20 protein-coding genes are annotated in these 19548 nt (G+C 70.9%); 4 read left to right on the top strand and 16 right to left on the bottom strand.

Annotated elements, in window-relative coordinates:
- Positions 1-54 precede the first annotated feature (54 nt).
- From ACFVTC_RS39300 to ACFVTC_RS39260, 9 genes are all read right to left on the bottom strand, one after another.
- The gene (locus ACFVTC_RS39300; RefSeq protein WP_390134080.1) at positions 55-810 is read right to left on the bottom strand and encodes a DUF3159 domain-containing protein; all 756 of its coding nucleotides are present in this window, start codon (positions 808-810) and stop codon (positions 55-57) included.
- A 3-nt stretch (positions 811-813) separates the two neighbouring features.
- On the bottom strand, positions 814-1212 hold the full coding sequence (locus tag ACFVTC_RS39295) for an OB-fold nucleic acid binding domain-containing protein (RefSeq protein ID WP_148010914.1): 399 nt from the start codon (positions 1210-1212) through the stop codon (positions 814-816).
- Positions 1213-1276: 64 nt separating this feature from the next.
- A complete protein-coding gene (locus ACFVTC_RS39290) occupies positions 1277-1960 on the bottom strand; it encodes a response regulator (RefSeq protein ID WP_168530613.1) in 684 nt (227 codons plus the stop codon).
- Complete coding sequence (locus ACFVTC_RS39285; protein WP_390134078.1) at positions 1957-4500, bottom strand: ATP-binding protein; 2544 nt, start codon at positions 4498-4500, stop codon at positions 1957-1959. The genes ACFVTC_RS39290 and ACFVTC_RS39285 overlap by 4 nt, the downstream gene beginning before the upstream one ends.
- A gap of 124 nt (positions 4501-4624) precedes the next feature.
- The gene (locus ACFVTC_RS39280) at positions 4625-5317 is read right to left on the bottom strand and encodes an ABC transporter ATP-binding protein (RefSeq protein ID WP_390134076.1); all 693 of its coding nucleotides are present in this window, start codon (positions 5315-5317) and stop codon (positions 4625-4627) included.
- Between the two features lie 83 nt (positions 5318-5400).
- Positions 5401-6615, bottom strand: coding sequence for an alginate lyase family protein (locus ACFVTC_RS39275; RefSeq protein WP_390134073.1), 1215 nt, complete (start codon positions 6613-6615; stop codon positions 5401-5403).
- A 269-nt stretch (positions 6616-6884) separates the two neighbouring features.
- The gene (locus tag ACFVTC_RS39270) at positions 6885-7646 is read right to left on the bottom strand and encodes a DUF3710 domain-containing protein (RefSeq protein ID WP_390134070.1); all 762 of its coding nucleotides are present in this window, start codon (positions 7644-7646) and stop codon (positions 6885-6887) included.
- A 1-nt stretch (position 7647) separates the two neighbouring features.
- Positions 7648-8163, bottom strand: coding sequence for a dUTP diphosphatase (gene dut, locus ACFVTC_RS39265; RefSeq protein ID WP_153288141.1), 516 nt, complete (start codon positions 8161-8163; stop codon positions 7648-7650).
- On the bottom strand, positions 8160-8744 hold the full coding sequence (locus tag ACFVTC_RS39260) for a PaaI family thioesterase (protein WP_390134068.1): 585 nt from the start codon (positions 8742-8744) through the stop codon (positions 8160-8162). Before ACFVTC_RS39260 ends, dut begins: the two co-directional genes overlap by 4 nt.
- A 58-nt stretch (positions 8745-8802) precedes the next feature.
- On the opposite strand from ACFVTC_RS39260, the gene ACFVTC_RS39255 reads away from it, so the two are divergent.
- Positions 8803-9264 (top strand): DUF3093 domain-containing protein, encoded by a 462-nt coding sequence (locus tag ACFVTC_RS39255; RefSeq protein ID WP_390134067.1) that lies wholly within the window; start codon positions 8803-8805, stop codon positions 9262-9264.
- 190 nt (positions 9265-9454) lie between these two features.
- Here the strand turns inward: ACFVTC_RS39255 and ACFVTC_RS39250 are convergent, their stop codons facing one another.
- From ACFVTC_RS39250 to ACFVTC_RS39235, 4 genes are all read right to left on the bottom strand, one after another.
- Positions 9455-10426: a hypothetical protein gene (locus ACFVTC_RS39250; protein WP_390134065.1), complete on the bottom strand. Its 972-nt coding sequence runs from the start codon at positions 10424-10426 to the stop codon at positions 9455-9457.
- A 13-nt stretch (positions 10427-10439) separates the two neighbouring features.
- Positions 10440-10736 (bottom strand): DUF4193 domain-containing protein, encoded by a 297-nt coding sequence (locus ACFVTC_RS39245; protein WP_003997302.1) that lies wholly within the window; start codon positions 10734-10736, stop codon positions 10440-10442.
- A gap of 393 nt (positions 10737-11129) precedes the next feature.
- Positions 11130-12362, bottom strand: coding sequence for a sensor histidine kinase (locus ACFVTC_RS39240; RefSeq protein WP_390134063.1), 1233 nt, complete (start codon positions 12360-12362; stop codon positions 11130-11132).
- A gap of 6 nt (positions 12363-12368) precedes the next feature.
- Entirely contained in the window at positions 12369-13022 is a 654-nt protein-coding gene (locus ACFVTC_RS39235; protein ID WP_081219848.1) for a response regulator transcription factor, read from the bottom strand.
- A 417-nt stretch (positions 13023-13439) separates the two neighbouring features.
- On the opposite strand from ACFVTC_RS39235, the gene ACFVTC_RS39230 reads away from it, so the two are divergent.
- Positions 13440-13613 carry a hypothetical protein gene (locus ACFVTC_RS39230; protein ID WP_168530603.1) on the top strand — a complete coding sequence of 58 codons (174 nt, stop codon included), beginning with the start codon at positions 13440-13442 and terminating at the stop codon, positions 13611-13613.
- Between the two features lie 98 nt (positions 13614-13711).
- On the opposite strand, the gene ACFVTC_RS39225 is transcribed toward ACFVTC_RS39230, so the two are convergent.
- Both ACFVTC_RS39225 and ACFVTC_RS39220 read right to left on the bottom strand, forming a co-directional pair.
- Complete coding sequence (locus ACFVTC_RS39225) at positions 13712-14527, bottom strand: inositol monophosphatase family protein (RefSeq protein WP_390134061.1); 816 nt, start codon at positions 14525-14527, stop codon at positions 13712-13714.
- Positions 14528-14577: 50 nt separating this feature from the next.
- On the bottom strand, positions 14578-15705 hold the full coding sequence (locus tag ACFVTC_RS39220; RefSeq protein ID WP_390134059.1) for a ferrochelatase: 1128 nt from the start codon (positions 15703-15705) through the stop codon (positions 14578-14580).
- A 175-nt stretch (positions 15706-15880) separates the two neighbouring features.
- Between ACFVTC_RS39220 and ACFVTC_RS39215 the strand changes: the two genes are divergently transcribed.
- Both ACFVTC_RS39215 and ACFVTC_RS39210 read left to right on the top strand, forming a co-directional pair.
- Positions 15881-17119, top strand: a complete 1239-nt coding sequence (locus tag ACFVTC_RS39215) for an MFS transporter (RefSeq protein WP_390134057.1) — start codon at positions 15881-15883, stop codon at positions 17117-17119.
- Positions 17079-18398 carry a D-arabinono-1,4-lactone oxidase gene (locus tag ACFVTC_RS39210; RefSeq protein WP_390134055.1) on the top strand — a complete coding sequence of 440 codons (1320 nt, stop codon included), beginning with the start codon at positions 17079-17081 and terminating at the stop codon, positions 18396-18398. Before ACFVTC_RS39215 ends, ACFVTC_RS39210 begins: the two co-directional genes overlap by 41 nt.
- On the opposite strand, the gene ACFVTC_RS39205 is transcribed toward ACFVTC_RS39210, so the two are convergent.
- On the bottom strand, positions 18322-19140 hold the full coding sequence (locus ACFVTC_RS39205; protein ID WP_390134053.1) for a hypothetical protein: 819 nt from the start codon (positions 19138-19140) through the stop codon (positions 18322-18324). The two genes, ACFVTC_RS39210 and ACFVTC_RS39205, sit on opposite strands and share 77 nt — an antisense overlap.
- Positions 19141-19548 lie beyond the last annotated feature (408 nt).

Raw genomic sequence — 19548 nt, 5'->3', positions numbered from 1 at the left:
ACACGAGTGTGGGGCGCCCGGAGATCTCCGGGCGCCCCACACTCGTACGAGTGACTAGGTGTCGCGGCGGTGACGCCCGGCCGTGGCCTCGGCGTCCTCCTGCGCGAGGGCGGCCTCGCGCTCCTTCTCGGCCTGCTCCTCCGCCTCCATCTCCGCGAACACGTCGATGGGGGCCGGGGCCTTCGCCAGGAACACCCAGGTGAGCCAGACGGCCAGCAGGAACGGCGGGATCTTCAACGCGACGAGGACCCAGCCCAGTTGCGCGGTGTTGGCCCACCAGTAGAGCGGGAAGAGGACCGCGCACTTGGCGAGCAGGATCAGGCCCCAGGCCCAGCTCGCCTTCGCGTACGCCTTCTTGCGGCCCGGGTTGCGGGTACGCCAGGAGAGGTTCTCCTTGAAGACCGGGCCGAGGATCAGGCCGATCAGGGGCACACCCGCGAGGGTCGTGACGATGTAGGCGACGGCCAGGCCGAGCGTGTAGAGCATGCCCGGCAGGTAGAAGTCCTTCGCGTTGCCCGTCATCATCGCGAAGACCACGCCGAAGGCGACGCCGAAGACGCCGCTGAAGGCGTGCTTGACGGTGTCACGCGTGACGAGGCGGACGACGACGAGCAGCAAGGACACTCCGAGGGCGGCGATCGCCGACCAGTGGAGGTCCTTGTTGATCGTGAAGATGGTGACGAAGAGCAGGCCGGGGACCACGGTCTCGACCATGCCCCGCACACCGCCGAACGCCTCGAAGAGCGCGGCCTCCGTCACCGCCCTCGCGTCCTGCTGGGCGTCTTCGGTCGGCTTGTCGAGCGACGTCACCGGCTACTCCCGTCCGAGCGGTCTGAGTTCGTACTTCGGGTTGAACAGCACCCTACGGCCCCGGCTCATCGAGATGCGCCCCGAAGCGATCATCTTGCGCCCCGGCTCGATTCCCACGATGGAGCGTCTGCCGAGCCAGACCACGTCCAGAGCCGCCGAGCCGTCGAACAGCTCGGCCTCCAGCGCCGGGACTCCGGCTCGTGGACGCAGAGTGACCGTGCGCAAGGTACCAGTAACCGTGACGATCTGCCGGTCGTGGCAGTCGCCGATACGGGTGCACCCCGTCGTCTCGGCTTCCTCGCGCAGCTCCTCCGACTCCAGGTCCTCCTGGGACGAGGAGAGCCGGTCTATCATGCGCCGGAACCGGCCCGCCGGCTTTTCGGAACGAGGAACAGCACTCATACCGAAAGCGTACCGGGGGCCGATGACAGCGTCGTACCCACGACGTCGCCCTCTCAAGCACCGCTCATCTCTCGAACCGGTAACCCATCCCCGGCTCCGTGACGAAGTGCCGCGGATGCGACGGATCCGCCTCCAGCTTGCGGCGCAGCTGGGCCATGTAGACCCGCAGATAGTTCGTCTCCGTGCCGTACGACGGCCCCCACACCTCCTGGAGCAGCTGCTTCTGGCTGACCAGGCGGCCGGTGTTGCGGACCAGTACCTCCAGGAGGTGCCACTCCGTGGGGGTCAGCCGTACGTCGCGTCCGGCGCGGTTGACCTTCTTGGCCGCCAGGTCGACCGTGAAGTCCTCGGTGTCGACGACGACGTCGTCCTCGCCGGACCCCGTGGGCTCGGCGCGGCGGACGGCGGCGCGCAGCCGGGCGAGCAGTTCGTCCATGCCGAAGGGCTTGGTGACGTAGTCGTCGGCACCCGCGTCGAGCGCCTCGACCTTCTCGTCGGAGGAGTGCCGGGCGGAGAGCACCAGGATCGGTACCCGGGTCCAGCCGCGCAGCCCCCTGATGACCTCGACGCCGTCCATGTCGGGGAGCCCGAGGTCGAGCACGACCACGTCGGGATGGCGTGCGGCGGCGAGCTGGAGCGCGGTGGCGCCGTCGGGGGCCGCGTCGACCTCGTACTTGCGTGCCTTCAGGTTGATGACGAGGGCTCGGGTGATCTGCGGCTCGTCGTCGACCACGAGAACCCGGGTCATGAGACCTGCCTTTCTGCGACTGCGGGTGAGGTGAGCGGGTCCGGACGGCGGTCCACCGCGCGGACCGTGAGCACCATGGTGAGTCCGCCGCCGGGGGTGTCCTCGGCGTTCAGTGTGCCGCCCATCGACTCGGCGAAGCCACGGGCGACGGCGAGCCCGAGGCCCACTCCGGCGCCGCGCGGGGCGTCGCCGTAGCGCTGGAAGGGCGCGAAGATGCGGTCCTTGGCCTCGTCCGGGACGCCGGGGCCGCGGTCCACCACGCGTACCTCCACGCGGTCGGCGATGGCGCTCGCGGAGACGAGGACCCGGTCGTCGACGGGGCTGTACTTGACGGCGTTCTCGACGAGGTTGGCGACCGCCCGCTCCAGCAGCCCCGCGTCGACGGCGACCATCGGCAGGATCTCGGGGATCTCCAGGTCCACGCTGTCCTCGGGTACGCCGCCCAGCGCCATCGGCACCACCTCGTCGAGGTCGATCTCCCGGATCAGCGGGGTGACCGTGCCGGTCTGGAGGCGGGACATGTCGAGCAGGTTGCCCACCAGGTGGTCGAGGCGGTCGGCGCCCTCCTCGATCGCCTCCAGGAGCTCCGCCTGGTCCTCCTCCGACCAGGCCACGTCGTCGGACCGCAGTGAGGACACGGCGGCCTTGATCGCGGCCAGCGGGGTACGCAGGTCGTGGCTGACGGCGGCCAGCAGCGCGGTGCGGATGCGGTTGCCCTCGGCCAGTTCCTTGGCCTGGTCGGCCTCGTGCTGGAGGCGCTGGCGGTCCAGCACGACGGCGGCCTGGGCGGCGAAGGCGGCGAGCACCCTGCGGTCGGATGCGGGCAGCACGCGTCCGGAGAGCGCGAGCGCCATGTGGTCGCCGACCGGCATGTCCACGTCCGCGTCCTCGGGCCGCAGCGGCGACCGCGGGCCCACGCTGCCCGCGCAGGTCCACGGGTCGACGCCGCCCGCCCGCTCCAGCAGCGCGACCGACTCCATCCCGAAGGTCTCCCGGACCCGCTCCAGGAGGGCTTCCAGGCTGGTCTCACCGCGCAGGACGCTGCCCGCGAGGAAGGACAGGATCTCCGACTCGGCGCGCAGCCTGGCCGCCAGGTGGGTGCGGCGGGCGGCCAGGTCCACCACGGAGGCCACCGAGACCGCGACGCCCACGAAGATCGCGATGGCGACGATGTTCTTGGGGTCCGCGATCGTGAAGCGGTGCAGCGGCGGTGTGTAGAAGTAGTTCAGCAACAGGGAGCCGAAGGCCGCCGAGGCGAGGGCCGGGAACAGGCCGCCGAGCAGGGCGGCCGCCACCGTCACCGTCAGGAACAGCAGCATGTCGTTGGCGAGGCCGAGATCGACGGTGTTGAGCACCAGCGCGAGGACCACCGGGCCGCCGAGGCCGACCAGCCAGCCCCAGATGATCCGGGAGCGGCCGAGCCGCGCGCCGCGGGCCGCCGGCAGTCCGCGGCCCTTGGCGACCTCGTCGTGGGTGACGATGTGGACGTCCAGGTCGGGGCCGGACTCCCGGGCGACCGTGGCGCCGACGCCGGGCCCGAAGACGTACTGCCAGGTCTTGCGGCGGGAGGAGCCGAGCACGACCTGGGTGGCGTTCACCCCGCGTGCGAAGTCCAGGAGCGAGACGGGGATGTCGTCGCCGATGACGTGGTGGAAGGTGCCGCCGAGGTCCTCGACCAGGGTGCGCTGGACGGCCAGTTCCTTGGGCGACGCGTTGGTGAGTCCGTCGCTGCGCGCTATGTAGACGGCCATGACCTCGCCGCCCGCGCCCTTCTCGGCCAGCCGCGCGGCACGCCGGATCAGGGTGCGTCCTTCGGGGCCGCCGGTCAGACCCACCACGATCCGCTCGCGCGAGCCCCAGATCTTGGAGACCCGGTGCTCGCTGCGGTACTCGGTCAGGTACTCGTCGACCCGGTCGGCCACCCAGAGCAGGGCCAGCTCACGCAGTGCGGTGAGATTGCCGGGGCGGAAGTAGTTGGAAAGGGCCGCGTCGACCTTGTCGGACTTGTAGATGTTGCCGTGCGCCATACGGCGGCGCAGGGCCGGGGGCGACATGTCGACCAGCTCGATCTGGTCCGCCCGGCGGACGACCTCGTCGGGGACGGTCTCCCGCTGCCGTACACCGGTTATCGACTCGACGACGTCGCCGAGTGACTCCAGGTGCTGGATGTTGACGGTCGAGACGACATCGATCCCGGCCGCGAGCAGCTCCGCCACGTCCTGCCAGCGCTTGGCGTTGCGGGAACCGGGGACATTGGTGTGCGCGAGTTCGTCCACCAGGGCGACGGCAGGTGCGCGGCGCAGTACGGCGTCCACGTCCATCTCGGTGAAGGCGGAGCCGCGGTAGTCGAGCTCCTTGCGCGGGATCTGCTCCAGACCGTGCAGCATCACCTCGGTGCGCGGCCGGTTGTGGTGCTCCACGAAGGCGACGACGCAGTCGGTGCCGCGCTCCATGCGCCGGTGCGCCTCGGAGAGCATCGCGTACGTCTTGCCGACGCCCGGTGCCGCGCCGAGGTAGATCCGAAGCTTGCCGCGTCCCATGGCCCCATTGTCTTCCTGTCAATGCTCTGTACGCTGCGTCGACTTTACGGCCCATAATTACGACAAATGGGGCGCTAGCTCGACGGGTGTCCGTCTTTGACGCAACCCTGATGCGCGGGTCGGGTCAGCGCGCGGCGAGTTTTCCGTCGTTCAGCTCCAGCACCCGGTCGGCCGGGGTCGCCGGGGCTGCGTCACGTGCGGCGACCAGGGCCGTCACGTGTTCGCGGCGGACGACGGCGTGCAGCAGTTCCAGGAGCGCGACGCCGGTTTCGGTGTCGAGCCCGCTGGTGGGTTCGTCGGCGAGCAGGAGCGCGGGGCGGTTGACGAGGGCGCGCGCGACGGCCGCGCGGCGGCGCTGTCCGGCGGACAGTTCCCCGGGCCGGCACGCCGCGTGACCGGCCAGGCCGACGAGGGCGAGCAGCCGCTCGACGCGGTCGCCGTGTTCCTGGGGCGGGGTCCCGTTCAGCCGCAGCGGCAGGGCGACGTTCTCGGCGACGGTGAGGACGGGGACGAGTCCGGCGGACGGGAGGAGGAAGCCGATCCGGTCCCGGCGCAGTTCCAGCAGCGCGTCCTCGTCCAGGGCGCCCGGCTCCAGCCCGTCGACGGTGATCCGCCCGGCGTCCGGCTCGTCGAGGCCGCCGACGAGGTTGAGGAGCGTGCTTCTGCCCGCCCCGGGGCGGCCCCGCAGGACGACGAACTCGCCGCGCGGCACCTCGAGGGAGACACCGCGCAGCGCGTGCACTGCGGCGGCACCGCTGCCGTACGCGTGGTGGACGTTCTCGACGCGTACCGCGGTGTCCGCGGCGACCTGGCTCATGCCTCTCCCGTGCCGGCCGGATGCCTGCCGGCGGGACGTCCGGGCACACGGTGTCGCACCGGGTGCCCGGACGGCGCGGCGGGTCAGCTGGGGTTGTCCCCGTGGGTCAGAGTCTCCCAGGCGACGAACAGGTTGTTGCTGCCGGACGGCCGGTTCTGTTCGGTCAGCCTCTGGGTGTTGGTCATGGCGATGCCCAGCCGGTTGTGCAGGGCGTTGTAGCCGACCTCGGTGACCGGCCCGAGCCCGAGGGTGAGGGAGCCTCCGCACAGTGAGCTCGGCACCGCCTCGCCCAGCTGGTACTTCGACTGGAAGCCGAGCGCCTGGCGCAGCCGCTCGCCGACGTCGGTGCCGTAGAGGTCCGCACCCTGGATGCGGCTGGTCTCGGCGATGTGGGAGATGGCCGAGATGCCGTATCCGGTGTGGGTGAAGTCGCGGCAGGTCTCCTGGGTGAGTCCGGTGACGAAGGTGGACTGCCCCTGCCAGTAGCTGACGATCTTCGCCTTGGTGTCGAGGTTCTGGCTCGGCACGGTCTTGGGCAGGTCGCCGTCGGAGGCGAGGTACACGTACGCGGCCGTCCGGGTCCGGAACTTCGCCATGGCCTTGTCGTACGAGGTCTTGTCCTCCAGGAAGACGGAGATGCCGACGGCGGCCTCCATCATCGACAGTTCCCAGTTCCCGTTGGAGTTGGAGCCGTTGATCACCTCGGGCAGATAGACGTTGCGCAGCATGGTCGAGAAACGCCCGGAGTTGGCCCAGGTGCCGGTGTAGGTGTACTTGATGATCTCGGCGGCCTTGGGCCAGGAGGAACCCGCCCAGCCGGTCTGCAGGGGCGCGTTGCTGTTGGTGTGCTCCTTGATGACGGCCGACCAGGCGTCCATGAGCTCGATGGACTTCTTCGCGTACCGGTCGTCGCGGGTGATGTACCAGGCGAGGGCGTCGGTGTACGCGGCGATCGCGTCCTCGCGCTCGTCGGTGCAGCCGTAGTTGGGGTTGGAGTACGAGCCGCACTCCACGGTCGCGCGAGGCTTGGCGGTGCGGGTCAGCGAGGCGTACTTGCTCGCCATCATCTGGTCGTACGCGCCTTTCCAGGGCTGGGCTCCCGCGTTGACCTCGGCGCGGGTGAAGTCCAGTTGCGCCTTGGAGACGGTGACCCCGGGGTGCGCGAAGGCGGCGGGGGCGGCCTCGGCGCGGTGGGCGGCGGGCCAGGTGAGGAGGGCGGAGACCAGGGCGGCCGTCGCGGTGACGGCGAGGAGGGCGGTGCGTGGCCGGCGGCGATGACGTGCGGGGGCGTCAAGCATGTGGGGGACATCCGTTCTCGTATGTGAACGACACACTGGTTTCTGAACACGCGCGCTGGCCGGTGACCATAAGTACGGACCAGGCTTCCGTCAAGAGCCCAAGAAGGACGCGCAGTTCAACTGCCGTTCATGGATGAGAACTTGCCGCAAGGGGACGGTCGCGGGCGCAGGGGCACCCGCCCACCGAGGCCCCGCTCGCACACGGGGAAAGGGCCGCACCCCCTGCCGGGGATACGGCCCTTCCGTACATTCTCGGTGTGCGCCGGCGGCTAGCGGACCTCGGTGATCTCCGGTCCACGCTGGAGCTGGCCCATGCCGCCGGAGAAGCGGGAACCGGCCTGCTCCTCCTGCTGGACACCCTCGGCCACCATCTGCGCGTCGTCCGGCAGCTTCAGGACGATCGGGTCACGGGGGGCCATCGGGCCCTCGCCGCGCATGACGACCGTGTCCCTGAAGATCTGCTCGAGCAGCCCCGCGGCCTGCGGCTGCACCGCGCCCTGCCCGGAGATCACTCCGCGCAGGAACCAGCGGGGGCCGTCCACACCGACGAACCGCACGACCTGGAAACCGCCCGTGCCGTCCGGCAGCTGCACCGGCACCTGCGCCCGCAGCTCCCAGCCCAGCGGGCCCTCGACCTCGTCGATGACACCACCCTGCTGGGTGATGCCGGAGGCGATCTCCTCCCGCACCTCGCCCCAGATGCCCTCGCGCTTGGGAGCGGCGAAGGCCTGCAGCTGCACGGCGCTGTCCTTGAGGACGACGGTGGCCGCGACGATCGCGTCGCCCGCGACCTCGACCCGCAGCTCCATGCCGTCGACCCCGGGGATGAAAAGACCACCCAGGTCCACCCGGCCCTCGGCGGGGTCCCGCACCTCCGAGTCGTCCCAGGGTCCGTCGGGTCGCGGCTCCGGCTCGAGCCTCACGCGCTCCCGCTCCGCCTCGTCCGTCTCAGTGTCGACTCCGTCGACGACCTGCTCGGCCTCGCCCGCCGCGTCCTCGGCGGCACTGCCCTTCTTGCGACGTCCGAACACGTCACTGTCCTTCCCGGTCGGATACGACCGAAGCGTATCGATTCCCACCCGTGGTGCCGCCCACGGCGGCATGACCGCCGGTGGACCCGAGGCCCCCTGCGGCCCGCGCCGAGCCGGGAAGCTCCGCCACCTCATGGAAGCGGACCTTCTCGACCTGCTGGACGACCAGTTGGGCAATCCGGTCGAAGCGCTCGAACCGCACGGACTCGTACGGGTCGAGATTCACCACGATCACCTTGATCTCCCCACGGTACCCGGCATCAACCGTCCCCGGGGCATTCACGAGGGCGACACCGCAGCGGGCGGCGAGCCCGGAACGCGGGTGCACGAAGGCCGCGTACCCCTCCGGCAGCGCGATGGACACTCCGGTGGGCAGAACGGCGCGTTCGCCCGGCTTCAGTTCACGCTCCTCGGTGGTGCGCAGGTCGGCACCGGCGTCACCGGGATGCGCGTATTCAGGAAGCGGAACTTCCGGATCTACGCGCCGGATCAGCACGTCCACGGGATGACGGGTCACGGGTTCACCTCGAAGGCACGGACACGGCGGTTCCGGTCCGGGTCGTTCATGGCGGCCCGGATCTCCTCCGGGCGGCCGTTGTCGATGAAGTGGTCGACCTTGACCTCGATGAAGAGGGCGTCGGCCCGGACGGCCACGGGCCCCTCGGGCCCGCCGATCCGGCCGGTGGCGGTCGAGTAGATCTTGCGGCCGGCCACGGCGGTGACCTCGGCCTCCAGGTACAGCACGGTGCCCACGGGGACCGGCCGCACGAAGTCGGTCTCCAGACGGCCGGTGACGGCGATGACGCGCAGCAGCCAGTTGAGCGAGCCGAGCGTCTCGTCGAGCGCCGTGGCCAGCACCCCGCCGTGCGCGAGCCCGGGAGCACCCTGATGGGCGGCCCGTACGGTGAACTCCGCGGTGATCCTGACGCCCTCACCGGCACGGGCCGCCAGATGCAGTCCGTGCGGCTGCCGGCCGCCGCACCCGAAACACTGTTCGTAGTGCGCGCCGAGGAGCTCGCCGGGGGCGGGCGCGTCGGGGTGCCGCACCGGCACGACGGCGTCGGGGGGAGGCTCCAGAGCTGCGGAAGTACCACTCACAGGCGCAGACCTTACCCGCGCGTCGGCGGGGCGCACGCACCGTGCCAAGCTTGGCCCCATGCAGCTCTCCGCCTCCCCGTACGAAGAACGCCTCACCGCACCCCGCAGCTGGTGGGCGGTCTGCTTCCTGGTCGGGGTCGCGCTGGCCCTGGTCTTCCTCCCCTTCGGGACGCTGCCTCTGCTGGGCGGGCTGGTCGGCGGCACCGCGGTCTCCGCCGTCGTGGCCAGCTCGTACGGTTCGGTCCGCATCCGCGTCGTCGGCGACTCGCTGATCGCGGGCGAGGCCCGGATCCCGGTCGCCGCCCTGGGCGACGCCGAGATCCTGGACCAGGAGGAGGCGCGCGCCTGGCGGACGCACAAGGCGGACACCCGCGCCTTCATGCTGCTGCGGTCCTACATCCCCACGGCCCTGCGCGTGCAGGTCACGGACCCGGCCGACCCGACCCCGTACCTGTACCTGTCGACGCGGGAGCCGGAGCGCCTGAGGGCGGCCCTGGAGTCGGCGCGGGCGTCGGCCTAGGCGCGCGCCCGGGTGAACCCGGACAAACCTGGGCAGACCCGGAAAGGGGCTGTCCCCCTCGCCCGGGTATGAGGGCGCGGGACGGCGTCCCCTCCGCCGGAGCACGGGCCGCGCCGGGACCCGAGCGGTTCCAGAGCCTGAGCAGTGCCGGGAGCGCACCGCGCCACGGGCCGGCGGTGCCGGGGTCCGGTCAGGGCCCCAGCTCCTTGGGGATCTCCCCCATCCGCAGCGGATCCGCCGGTTTCTCCAGGGGCGGCAGTTCGGGCAGCTCGGCCCAGGGCACCTGGTGTCTGCGGAGGTCCTTGCGGATGCGTGCCGCCAGACGTTTGGTGTCCCGGCGGTTCATGACCGCCCCGACCGCGGCGCCCACCATGAACGGCATCAGGTTCGGCAGGTCACGGACCGTGCGTTTCATGATCTGCTGGCGCAGCTCCCGCTTCATCTGGCCGCCCAGCGCGGCGTTGAGGGTCGACGGCTTGCTCACGTCGATCCCGCGCTCGGAGGACCACGAGTTCAGGTAGGCGGTGCTCCGCTGAGGAAGGGTGCCCGGCGGTCGCAGGCCGTAGACCTCGTGGAGCTCGGCGATCAGCTTCAGCTCGATCGCGGCGACCCCGGTGATCTCGGCGGCGAGTTCCGTGGGCATCGCGGGCGGTACCGGCAGCATGGCGGCCGCGCCGATTCCGGCGCCCACCGTGGACGTCGCGTTGGCCGCGCCCGCGACGAGTTTGTCCGCGAGCTGCTCGGCGTCGAGGCCGGGGAACTGTCCGCGGAGGGTCGCGAGGTCCCGGACCGGGACACGGGGCGCGATGTCGATGATGCGGTCGGCGAGGTAGGCCAGGCCCGCCCTGGCCTTGCTGCCGCTCTTGCGGACGCCCTTCCTGACCCCGTCCCGAACGGCCGCCGCACGGCCGCCTGCGGCGGGCGCGGGGGCGTCCGTGTGCACCTGGTCCTCACCCGGTGCGGGGGTGCCGGCCGGCGTTGGGTCACCGGCCCGCGTGGAGGCGCCTGTCGGCGCTGTGGCGGGCGCCGGGTCGAGCGAGGCTGATCCTGGTCGGGAAGAGCCCCGCTCGTCGTCACGCACGCCTTCAGGGCCCTGTGACGGCCCTTCGTCCGCGTCCCTGTGGGGGAGGCGGCGCTTCCAAGGAGGGGTCGAGCCAGTCACGGCCGACCCTGCCTCAGTCGCAGTCGCGGCAGATCGGCTGACCGTTCTTCTCGCGGGCCAGCTGGCTGCGGTGGTGCACCAGGAAGCAGCTCATGCAAGTGAACTCGTCCTGCTGCTTGGGCAGTACCCGGACGGCCAGCTCCTCGTTCGAGAGGTCGGCCCCGGGCAGCTCCAGGCCTTCTGCGGCCTCGAACTCGTCTACGTCGACGGACGACGTGGACTTGTCGTTCCGGCGAGCCTTCAGTTCTTCAAGGCTGTCCGAGTCGACGTCGTCGTCGGTCTTGCGTGGGGTGTCGTAATCCGTTGCCATGTCGCTCTCCCCCTCTGGGTGTCTGCGGTGTCTCCAGCGCACGTAACGCGTGAGAGGCCGGACTTGTGCCCGACCTGAGGCGGAGATTTTGCCTCACATCAAGGTCTGTTACTCAATCGACACCCAACCGGACCTCTGAAAGGTGATCGGCTTGGATGGCGATGCGGACCGTACACGGTCTGAAGGTCGCACTTCAAAGGCGTCCCACCGTGTACTTCCCGTGATCAAGACCCCCGAAAACCCGGATTTTCCCGGCTTTCCGGCAGCTTGCGCGACCACGGAGAGTAGATGGCCGGAATATCGCCCTTGTGATCGATCACACACGGGCCTCCCGGACGGGTGACCAGAAAATTCCGCGCAAAGCGAACATCCTCGTGTGTGGGGGTCATGCTCTCAGATCGGAAGGGTGACGCGCATCACGAGACCACCTCCCTCACGCGGCTCCGCGGCGATGTGGCCCCCGTGGGCACGGGCCACCGACCGGGCGATCGACAGGCCGAGGCCCACACCCTTGTCACTGCCCGTGCGCTCCGTGCGCAGCCGCCGGAAAGGCTCGAAAAGATTGTCGATCTCGTACGCGGGAACCACCGGTCCCGTGTTCGAGACCAGCAGGACCGCGTGACCGTGCTCGACCAGGGTCGTGACCTCGACCCAGCCGCCCTCCGGCACGTTGTAGCGCACCGCGTTCTGGACGAGGTTCAGCGCGATCCGCTCCAGCAGGACGCCGTTGCCCTGGACGACCGCCGCGGCGCGCTCCCCGCGGATCCGCACGCCCTTGGCCTCGGCCTCGGCGTGCACCTGGTCCACGGCCTGCGAGGCGACCTCGGCCAGGTCGACGGGCTTGCGCTCCACGATCTGGTTGTCGCTGCGGGCGAGCAGCAGCAGGCCCTCGACGAGCTGCTCACTGCGTTCGTTCGTGGCGAGCAGGGTCTTGCCGAGCTGCTGCAGTTCGACCGGCGCCCCCGGGTCGGCGAGGTGGACCTCCAGGAGCGTGCGGTTGATCGCGAGCGGGGTGCGCAGTTCGTGCGAGGCGTTGCCGACGAACCGCTGCTGGGCGGTGAAGGCGCGCTGGAGCCGCTCCAGCATGTCGTCGAAGGTGTCCGCCAGCTCCTTCAGCTCGTCGTCCGGGCCGTCCAGCTCGATCCGCCGGGACAGGTCCGAACCCGCCACCGCGCGGGCGGTGCGGGTGATCCGCCCGAGCGGCGAGAGCACCCGGCCCGCCATCGCGTAGCCGAAGGCGAAGGCGATGATCGCGAGGCCGAGCAGCGCGAGCAGGGAACGGCTCAGCAGGTCGTCCAGAGCGTGCTGGCGCTGCTGGTTGGCGCACGCGTTCATCGCGGCGTTGAGCTCGTTCTGCGACGGCGCGGACGGGAAGTTGCAGATGCTGCTTCCGACCTGGCCCGAGATGATCCTGAACGGAAGCTCGCTGCCCACGTTCAGTGCCTGTGCGGCGAGCAGGTAGATGATCGACAGCAGCATGATGCCGGCGATCAGGAACATGCCGCCGTAGAGCAGAGTGAGCCGTATGCGGATGGTCGGGCGCAGCCAGGGGAACGGCGGCTCCGCCCGCCGGGGGTCCCAGGTGGGCTTCGGGGGCGCCGTCGACGGCGCCGGAGTCGTGGCCACCGCCGGTCAGATCCGGTACCCGGAGCCGGGCACGGTGACGATCACCGCGGGCTCGCCGAGCTTGCGGCGCAGGGTCATCACGGTCACCCGCACGACGTTGGTGAAGGGGTCCGTGTTCTCGTCCCAGGCCTTCTCCAGGAGCTGCTCGGCGGAGACGACGGCGCCCTCGCTGCGCAGCAGCACCTCCAGGACGGCGAACTCCTTGGGCGCGAGCTGGACCTCCTTGCCGTCACGGAAGACCTCGCGGCGGTTGGGGTCGAGCTTGATGCCGGCGCGCTCCAGGACGGGCGGCAGGGGCACGCTCGTACGGCGGCCGAGGGCACGCACGCGTGCCGTCAGCTCGCTGAAGGCGAACGGCTTGGGGAGGTAGTCGTCGGCGCCGATCTCCAGGCCCTCGACGCGGTCGCTGACGTCGCCGGAGGCGGTCAGCATCAGGACGCGGGTGGGCATGCCCAGCTCGACGATCCTGCGGCAGACGTCGTCCCCGTGCACGAGCGGGAGGTCGCGGTCGAGGACGACCACGTCGTAGTCGTTGACGCCGACGCGCTCCAGGGCGGCCGCGCCGTCGTACACGACGTCGACGGCCATGGCCTCCCGGCGCAGTCCGGTGGCCACCGCATCGGCGAGCAGCTGCTCGTCCTCGACGACGAGTACGCGCACGTCGCTTGTCCTTCCTCTGTCCACCCGCGCGACGCCTCCTCGGCGCACGCGGGTGGGGGGTCCGTCCCGGGTAAGACCCCCATCCTGCCTTTTTCGGCCGTAAACCGGCTGTAAGACGGGTGAGGGGCCGTACGTCGCGGGGGTTCGGGGCCCCGGGAATGCGGGATTTTCTCCTCGGGTTGAGGTTTCCACGGAAGAGAGCGGGGGGAGGACGGATTTACACCCCGCGATCACGCTCTGCATGTGGCAAGCCACCTTGTGGTACGTCCAACCGCTTCCGCAGAGCGGGCGTGGGTGTCCGGCACCGTCGCCGCCCAGCCCGGGCAGCGCTGGGCACCCATCTGGAGACGTGATCGCCCCTTCCCAACGGCACACCCCCGTGCCATCGACCCACGACCCAGGACGAGGGGGCGCAGCATGGACGCATTCACCGCAGGACTTCTGCAGCGCATAAAGGCGACCGAGTCCGACCTGACGCGGGCTCGCGAGACAGGCGACGACTTCCTCGCGGAGGTCGAGCAGGCCGAGCTCGAGGACCTTCGCCGCCTCGCCGCCGAGCACGGTGTGGAGGTCGGCGCGACGCGCGTCTGATCGGTTCGTACGTGAGCGGGGCCCCGGTGTCGATCCAGTACCGGGGCCCCGCTTCGTCCGCCGTCGCAGGGGGCGTCGCCCGTCCCGCTCGGACGCCGTCAGTCGTGCCAGGCGCCGAACTCCTCCAGGAGCCGCTGGAGGGGCTCGAAGACGCCCGGTGACGCCGCCACCGCAAGGTCCCGCGCGGGCCGCTCTCCGGGGCGCCCACCGGTCAGGGCGCCCGCCTCACGGGCGATCAGGTCGCCCGCCGCGAGGTCCCAGGGGTGGAGGCCGCGTTCGTAGTAGCCGTCGAGGCGGCCCGCCGCGACGTCGCACAGGTCGACCGCCGCGGAGCCGGAGCGCCTGATGTCGCGCACCAGCGGGATCAGCCGCTGGGCGACGTCGGCCTGGTGGGCCTTGACCTCGCTCACGTAGTTGAAGCCGGTCGAGACCAGTGCCTCGTCCAGGGCAGGCGAGGGCCGGCAGGTCAGCCGCCGTTCGCCGACCCAGGCGCCGGTGGCTCGGGCGCCCCGGCCGCGGACGGCGCTGTACGTCTCGCCGCGCATCGGTGCCGCGACGACCCCGACGACGGTCTCGCCGTCCTGCTCGGCCGCGATGGACACCGCCCAGGTCGGCAGCCCGTAGAGGTAGTTCACCGTGCCGTCGAGCGGGTCCACGACCCAGCGGATGCCGCTGGTGCCCTCACTGGCGGCGCCCTCCTCGCCGAGGAAGCCGTCCTGCGGGCGATGCTGGGAGATCAGGTCGGTGATCAGCTTCTCGGCGGCGATGTCCATCTCGGTGACGACGTCGATCGGGCTGGACTTGGTGGCGGCGACCGTGAGGTCGGCCGGGCGCCCGTCGCGCAGCAGCTCGCCGGCACGGCGGGCGGCGTCGTGCGCGAGCTGGAGCAGTTGGGTGTGCAGGGGCTCGATCACGGGGCTCCTCGGGAGATGTCGTCTGGATCAGGCCGGCGCGACGACATCCCCTAGGCGTACGGGCTGTCGGCGCCCGCGGCGGCGGGCTTGGGGGCGCGGGCGGGGCAGCAGCCCACCGGGCACAGGTCCCGGCTCGGGCCGAGGGTGCCGAGGACGCAGGGGGCCGGCCGCCGCCCGCTCTCGGTCGCGGCGCGTTCCAGGACGAGGTCGCGGACCGCCGCGGCGAACCGGGGGTCGGCGCCGACGGTCGCCGAGCGGCGCACCGGCAGCCCGAGCTCCGCCGCCTTGGCCGTGGCCTCCGTGTCGAGGTCGTACAGCACCTCCATGTGGTCCGAGACGAACCCGATCGGGGCCATCACGACGGCCGGGACCCCGGCGCCGTGCAGCTCCTCCAGGTGGTCGCAGATGTCGGGCTCCAGCCAGGGGATGTGCGGGGCGCCGGAGCGCGACTGGTAGACGAGCCGCCAGGGGTGCTCGGTCCCGGTCTCCTCGCGCACGGCGTCGGCGATCAGCCGGGCCACGTCCAGGTGCTGTCCGACGTAGGCGCCGCCGTCGCCGTGGTCCTCGACGGGGCCGGAGGTGTCGGCCGCCGCGTCCGGGATCGAGTGGGTCGTGAAGGCGAGGTGCGCGCCCTCCCGCACGTCCTCGGGCAGGTCGGCGAGGGACTTCAGGACGCCGTCGATCATGGGGCGCACGAACCCCGGGTGGTTGAAGTAGTGCCGCAGTTTGTCCACCCGGGGCGGCCGCAGGCCCTCGGCCTCCAGCGCGGCCAGGGACTCGGCGAGGTTCTCGCGGTACTGGCGGCAGCCGGAGTACGAGGCGTAGGCGCTGGTGGCGAGGACGAGCACGCGGCGGCGGCCGTCGACGGTCATCTCCCGCAGGGTGTCGGTCAGGTAGGGGGCCCAGTTGCGGTTGCCCCAGTACACGGGGAGGTCCAGGGCGTGCTCCGCGAAGTCCTTGCGGAGGGCCTCGAGCAGGGCACGGTTCTGGTCGTTGATGGGGCTGACCCCGCCGAACAGGAAGTAGTGCCGGCCCACTTCCTTGAGCCGTTCCTTGGGGATGCCTCGCCCGCGCGTCACGTTCTCCAGGAACGGAACCACGTCGTCCGGGCCTTCGGGGCCGCCGAACGAGAGCAGGAGCAGGGCGTCGTAGGGACGGGCATCGAGCGCATCTGGCATGCCTCCGATCCTGCCATCCGCCGCTGACGGCGGGACAACGGCCACGGCCGGGGCGGACCCGAGGAGTGCATTAGGGTCACCTAACCCGTAAGCTGTATCGGCTACCTTCACGCCTTACCGGAGTTCGGACGCCCGTGGTGCCCGGGTGACCGGGCCGAGCCCACCGGAGACACCCGTGCCCAGCCCGTACAGCGCCCTGTTCACCGCCCCCGGCTCCAAGGGCTTCTCCGCCGCGGGCTTCCTCGGCCGGATGCCGCTGTCGATGATGGGCATCGGCGTGGTGACCATGATCTCCCAGCTCACCGGGCGCTACGGGCTCGCGGGCGCGCTGTCGGCGACCATGGCGCTGGCGGCCGCGGCGCTGGGTCCGCAGGTCTCCCGGATGGTGGACCGGTACGGGCAGCGCCGGGTACTGCGCCCCGTCACCCTGTTCGCGCTGGCCGCGTCCGCCGGGCTGCTGCTCGCCGCGCACTTCGACTGGCCGGACTGGGTGCTGTTCCTCTGCGCGGCCGGGATCGGCTGCGTCCCCAGCATGGGCGCGATGGTCCGGGCCCGCTGGGCCGCCCTCTACCGGGACACCCCGCAGCTGCACACCGCGTACTCGTTCGAGTCCGTGGTCGACGAAGTCTGCTTCATCTTCGGGCCGATCCTCTCGATCGGTCTGTCCACGGTGTGGTTCCCCGAGGCCGGACCACTGCTCGCGGCCTGCTTCCTGGCGGTCGGTGTCTTCTGGCTGACGGCCCAGCGGGCCACCGAACCCGTGCCGCACCCGCGCGAGCAGCACAACCGCGGCTCGGCGATGAGCTCGGCCGGACTCCAGGTCCTGGTGGCCACCTTCGTCGCCACGGGGGCGATCTTCGGGGCCGTCGACGTGGTCACCGTGGCCTTCGCCGAGGAGCAGGGGCACAAGGGTGCCGCGAGTGTCGTCCTGGCGCTCTACGCGGCCGGCTCCTGCCTGGCGGGGGCCGTGTTCGGGCTGTTGCACTTCAAGGGCTCGGCCGAAGCCCGGTGGCTGCTGGGCATATGCGCGATGGCCGTGAGTATGATCCCCCTCCTACTGGTCGGAAACTTGCCGTTCCTGGCCGTGGCGCTGTTCGTTGCGGGGCTGTCCATCGCTCCCACGATGATCACGACGATGTCCCTCATCGAACAGCACGTACCACGCGCGAAACTGACCGAGGGCATGACCTGGGTGAGCACCGGACTCGCGGTCGGGGTCGCGCTCGGCTCCTCCGTGGCCGGCTGGGTGATCGACGCCGCCGGCGCGAAGGCCGGGTACGGGGTTCCGGCGGTGTCCGGGGCCGTCGCGGTCGCGGTCGGTTTCCTCGGGTATCGCCGGCTGAACAGGCCGGTTCCGCAGCGGGAGGGGACCCATGAGCACCACAGTGAGCGGCAAGAGCGGCACGTGGCGTAACTGGGCGGGGAACGTCACCGCCCGTCCCGTACGGGAGGTCACCCCCGCCTCGGTCGAAGAGCTCTCCGCCGCCGTACGCGCGGCCGCGGACGAGGGACTGAAGGTGAAGGCCGTCGGAACCGGGCACTCCTTCACCGCCGCCGCGGCGACCGACGGCGTACTGATCCGCCCCCAGCTGCTGACCGGCATCCGCGCCCTCGACCGCGAGGCCGGCACCGTCACCGTCGAGGCGGGCACCCCGCTCAAGCGCCTCAACGTGGCACTCGCGCGCGAGGGACTGTCGCTCACGAACATGGGCGACATCATGGAGCAGACGGTGTCGGGGGCGACCAGCACCGGAACGCACGGCACCGGGCGCGACTCGGCGTCGATCGCCGCCCAGATCAAGGGCCTTGAGCTGGTCACCGCGGACGGCTCGGTCCTGACCTGCTCCGAGAAGGAGAACCCCGACGTCTTCGCGGCCGCCCGGCTCGGCATAGGCGCCCTGGGGGTCGTCACGGCGATCACCCTCTCCGTGGAGCCCCTGTTCCTGCTCACGGCCCGCGAGGAGCCGATGACCTTCGACCGGGTCACCGCCGACTTCGACGAACTGTTCGCCGAGAACGAGCACTTCGAGTTCTACTGGTTCCCCCACACCGACAACTGCAACACCAAGCGCAACAACCGCAGCGCCGGTCCCGAGAGGCCCGTCGGGCGGCTCGGCGGCTGGATCGAGGACGAGTTCCTCTCCAACGGCGTCTTCCAGGTGGCCAATCTGCTCGGCCGCGCCGCGCCCGCCGCCATCCCGGCGATCGCGAAGATCTCCAGCCGCGCGCTCTCCGCGCGGACGTACACCGACATCCCCTACAAGGTCTTCACCTCCCCGCGCCGGGTGCGCTTCGTGGAGATGGAGTACGCGGTCGCGCGCGAGGCCCTCGTCGACACCCTGCGCGAGCTGAAGGCGATGGTGGACCGTTCCCCCCTGCGGGTCAGCTTCCCCGTCGAGGTGCGCACCGCCCCCGCGGACGACATCACGCTGTCCACCGCGTCCGGCCGGGAGACCGCCTACATCGCCGTACACATGTTCCGGGGCACGCCCTACCAGGCGTACTTCACCGCGGCGGAGCGGATCTTCACGGCGCACGAAGGCCGTCCGCACTGGGGCAAGGTGCACACGCGGGACGCGGAGTACTTCTCCCGGGTGTACCCGCGCTTCGGCGAGTTCACGGCGTTGCGGGATCGGCTGGACCCGGATCGGCGCTTCGGGAATGACTACCTGCGTCGGGTGCTGGGCTCGTAGACGCGCTCGGCGCCGGGGTCTCGTCCGGCGCCTGAGGGCCGGCGCCGGCACCCGGCGTCGGCGTGGGAGTCGTCACCCCGTCCCCACCGCTCGTCGTGCCGGAGCCGTCACCCGAACCGGGGTTCGAGGGCTGCCGGGAGGATCCGGTGGGAGGTGTCCCACCCGAAGTGCCGGACTCCGGCGTCGGGTCCGGGCCCCTGCCGGACCGGCCGTTGCCGGAGCCGCTCCCCTGGAAGGCGTCACCGACGGTGGTGCTCCTCCCGTCGCCGCTGAAGCTCTGCCCCGAGACGAGTTCGTAGGTGGTGACGCCCGCCATGGTGACGCCGAAGACGAACGCCGCGGCGACAAACGGCCGCTTCCAGCTCCTGACCCGGGCGCGGTAGACCGTCCCCTCGCCGAACTCCCCCCGCACGGACGGGGTGAGCTCCCCCTGTGGGGTGAACTCCCCCGGCACCGGCCGGAGTCCCGGCCGTACCGGTTTCGCCTGGACTCCCACGTCGCGTATCTGTTCGCCGGTGCGTCTGAAGAAGTGCTGGAAGACGGTGCCGCCGCAGGTGGCGACGACACTGACCAGGCCCGCGCCCAGGATCGTCCCGTACACACCGAAGTAGGAGGCGAGCTTCGCGGCCACCACGGCGGCCACCGCACTGCCCGCCACTTGCGGAAGGCTCAGATCCAGCCGTTTCCTCCCGGCCTCCGCTGCGGCACTCGGATCTTCTCCGGAACCCGGCACTCCACGCATACCCGGACCTTGCCTGCCTTTCCCGTACTTGGTCGACCTACTGCACGAGAAAGGACGGCTGAAGGAAACCTTTAGTTCCGTTTCCGTCGGATACGTGAAGTACGCCACGTTTCGGGGTCACGAAAACGGCGCATCGGACGGCCAACTACCACCCCCCGCTAGAAGTTGGGCGGCGTGCCGATCCACGCACATGGCCCGAATGGAGTACTCTTGCGAGCCCTGGGTCCGGACTCCCGCCAGGGTGTCCGGGGCCTGCCAGGACCGCCGGGAGGGGGCTCGTTGCACAGGGTGATGGAGTTCGTCACTTAGCGTTGCGAATAGGTAACCGTGCCATAACGGCGGGGCCGGGCCGCTGCCCGACACGCCGGGCAACTCGGCAAGGTTGTGGCAGGCTGCACCCGGGCAGGC

This window comes from Streptomyces sp. NPDC057950 (assembly GCF_042887295.1).
GTDB lineage: Bacteria > Actinomycetota > Actinomycetes > Streptomycetales > Streptomycetaceae > Streptomyces > Streptomyces kaempferi.
The sequence above is the reverse complement of the archived record's forward strand: the minus strand, read 5'-3'. Positions and strand labels throughout refer to the sequence as shown.

What these genes read in the sequence shown, in the direction of transcription:
- ACFVTC_RS39295 (WP_148010914.1), bottom strand. Translation starts at nt 1,212, where the DNA reads ATGAGTGCTGTTCCTCGTTCCGAAAAGCCGGCGGGCCGGTTCCGGCGC.
- ACFVTC_RS39290 (WP_168530613.1), bottom strand. Translation starts at nt 1,960, where the DNA reads ATGACCCGGGTTCTCGTGGTCGACGACGAGCCGCAGATCACCCGAGCC.
- ACFVTC_RS39285 (WP_390134078.1), bottom strand. Translation starts at nt 4,500, where the DNA reads ATGGGACGCGGCAAGCTTCGGATCTACCTCGGCGCGGCACCGGGCGTC.
- ACFVTC_RS39280 (WP_390134076.1), bottom strand. Translation starts at nt 5,317, where the DNA reads ATGAGCCAGGTCGCCGCGGACACCGCGGTACGCGTCGAGAACGTCCAC.
- ACFVTC_RS39275 (WP_390134073.1), bottom strand. Translation starts at nt 6,615, where the DNA reads ATGCTTGACGCCCCCGCACGTCATCGCCGCCGGCCACGCACCGCCCTC.
- ACFVTC_RS39255 (WP_390134067.1), top strand. Translation starts at nt 8,803, where the DNA reads ATGCAGCTCTCCGCCTCCCCGTACGAAGAACGCCTCACCGCACCCCGC.
- ACFVTC_RS39245 (WP_003997302.1), bottom strand. Translation starts at nt 10,736, where the DNA reads ATGGCAACGGATTACGACACCCCACGCAAGACCGACGACGACGTCGAC.
- ACFVTC_RS39230 (WP_168530603.1), top strand. Translation starts at nt 13,440, where the DNA reads ATGGACGCATTCACCGCAGGACTTCTGCAGCGCATAAAGGCGACCGAG.
- ACFVTC_RS39220 (WP_390134059.1), bottom strand. Translation starts at nt 15,705, where the DNA reads ATGCCAGATGCGCTCGATGCCCGTCCCTACGACGCCCTGCTCCTGCTC.
- ACFVTC_RS39210 (WP_390134055.1), top strand. Translation starts at nt 17,079, where the DNA reads ATGAGCACCACAGTGAGCGGCAAGAGCGGCACGTGGCGTAACTGGGCG.
- ACFVTC_RS39205 (WP_390134053.1), bottom strand. Translation starts at nt 19,140, where the DNA reads ATGCGTGGAGTGCCGGGTTCCGGAGAAGATCCGAGTGCCGCAGCGGAG.